The 2713-nt window shown below is 59.2% G+C and carries 1 protein-coding gene; it reads left to right on the top strand.

The annotated features are described in order from the left end of the window. Positions 1-255 precede the first annotated feature (255 nt). The coding region (gene secA, locus WBB85_RS03765) for a preprotein translocase subunit SecA (protein ID WP_432637285.1) at positions 256-2713 on the top strand (2458 nt) is incomplete at its 3' end.

Here is a 2713-nt window from a genome sequence, read left to right on the forward strand (position 1 = left end):
CGGCACGGGCGGCGCCGGTCAGGGACAGCGAAAGCGCGAAAGCGCCAAGAATGTGGGCCGGTTTCAACATCGTGACAACTCCTTCAGGACCGCCCATCGCGGCGGCGTTGACTATCTGGCGGCGGGCCCTTACATCGCGATGGTCCAGTGAAGGCCTGCCGTGCCTTTTTCCGCCGCCGTTCTAGGCTTAGCGAGAGTTGGCGGCAAGGCCGCGTTTCACCGGAACGAATTCAGTCGAACCCGAGCGGAGAAAACATGCTGGGCCTCGGAACTATCGCCAAGAAGGTCTTCGGCACGCCGAACGACCGCAAGGTCAAATCGGTCCGCCCGCTGGTGGAAAAGATAAACGCACTTGAGCCGGAGTTCGAACAACTCTCGGACGAGGCGCTGAAGGACAAGACGGAAGAGCTGTCCAAGCGTGTGCAGTCAGGCGAAAGCCTTGACAGCGTTCTGGTCGAAGCCTTCGCCAATTGTCGTGAAGCGGCAAAGCGGGCGCTCGGGCTCAGGGCCTTCGATGTGCAGCTGATGGGCGGGATCTTCCTGCATCAGGGCAATATCTCGGAAATGAAGACGGGTGAGGGCAAAACCCTTGTCGCGACCTTTCCAGCCTATCTGAATGCGCTGTCGGGCAAGGGCGTGCATGTCGTTACCGTCAACGACTACCTTGCCAAACGCGACGCGGAATGGATGAGCAAGGTCTATGGTCAGCTGGGCCTGACCACCGGCGTCGTTTACCCTTTTCAAGAGGCCGAGGAAAAGCGCGAGGCCTACAAGGCGGATGTGACCTACGCGACGAACAACGAGCTTGGCTTTGACTATCTGCGCGACAACATGCGCTCAAGCGTCGCCGAGATGATGCAGCGCGGGCATAACTTTGCCATCGTCGACGAAGTGGACTCTATCCTTGTCGACGAGGCACGGACACCGCTGATCATTTCCGGGCCCAGCCAGGACCGGTCCGAGCTTTACATCACCATCGACAAGTTCATCCCAGAACTGACCGAAGAGCATTACAAGCTGGACGAAAAACAGCGCAACGCAACCTTCAGCGAGGCTGGAAACGAATTTCTTGAACAGCAGTTCTGGGCGACAGGAATCCTGCCAGAGGGTCAGACCCTTTACGATCCGGAATCGACCACGATCGTTCACCACGCGACGCAGGCCCTGAAGGCCCACCGGCTGTTCCAGAAGGACCAGCACTATATCGTCCGCAATGGCGAAGTGGTTCTGATCGACGAATTCACCGGCCGGATGATGCCGGGGCGCCGCCTGTCGGACGGGTTGCATCAGGCAATCGAGGCCAAGGAAGGCGTCAGCATCCAACCCGAGAACGTCACGCTCGCCTCGGTGACCTTCCAGAACTACTTCCGGCTTTACGACAAGCTGGCCGGAATGACCGGCACGGCCGCGACCGAGGCCGAGGAATTCATGGAAATCTATCGTCTTGGCGTGGTCGAGGTGCCGACGAACAAGCCCGTGGCCCGCGTGGACAACCACGATCAGGTTTACCGGACAGCACGCGAGAAACACGAAGCCATCATCAAGCGTGTCCGGAAAGCGAACGAAAAAGGTCAGCCGGTACTGCTCGGCACCACGTCGATCGAGAAGTCCGAGATGCTGGCCGAGATGCTGACCAAGGAAGGCATCAAGCACGCCGTCCTGAACGCCCGCCAGCACGAGCAAGAGGCAAAAATCGTTGCCGATGCGGGCAAGCTCGGCGCGGTGACCATTGCAACCAACATGGCCGGACGGGGCACCGACATCCAGCTTGGCGGCAATGTCGAAATGAAGGTGATGGAGGCGCTGGCCGCCGATCCCGAGGCGCATCCAGATGAGCTTCGCGCCCGGATTGAGGCGGAACATGCCGACGAAAAAGCCAAGGTGATCGAGGCCGGTGGTCTGTTTGTTCTGGCCAGTGAACGCCACGAAAGCCGCCGCATCGACAACCAGCTTCGTGGCCGGTCGGGCCGCCAGGGCGATCCGGGGCGGTCGTCCTTCTATCTATCGCTGGAAGACGATCTGATGCGGATCTTCGGCTCGGAAAAGCTCGATGCGGTGCTCTCGAAGCTCGGCATGGGCGAAGGCGAGGCGATCATCCATCCCTGGGTGAACAAATCGCTCGAACGCGCGCAAGCCAAGGTTGAAGGGCGCAACTTCGATATCCGCAAGCAATTGCTGAAATTCGACGATGTCATGAACGATCAGCGCAAGGTGATCTTCGGCCAGCGGCTGGAGATCATGGAAGCCGAGGATATCGACGAGATTGTGCAGGACATGCGCCATCAGGTTGTGGACGACCTTGTGGATGAATTCCTGCCGCCGCGTTCCTATTCGGAACAGTGGAATGCTGAGGGCCTCTATGCCGCTGCGCTCGAGAAGCTGGCGCTTGATCTGCCGATCATCGACTGGGCCAAAGAGGACGGTGTCGATCAGGACGAAATGCGCGACCGGATCTACAAGGCGTCTGATGAATTGATGTCCGGCAAGGCTGATGCCTTCGGCGAAGACACGATGCGCCAGATCGAAAAGCAGTTCCTGCTGCAGACCATCGATACCAAATGGCGCGAACACCTTGTTACGCTCGAACATCTGCGCTCGGTCGTGGGGTTCCGTGGATATGCCCAACGCGATCCGCTGAATGAATACAAGACCGAAGCGTTCACCCTGTTCGAGAACCTGCTGGACGGGCTGCGTGCTGATGTCGCGCAGAAAC

This window comes from Albidovulum sp. (assembly GCF_049646345.1).
Taxonomy (GTDB): domain Bacteria; phylum Pseudomonadota; class Alphaproteobacteria; order Rhodobacterales; family Rhodobacteraceae; genus Albidovulum.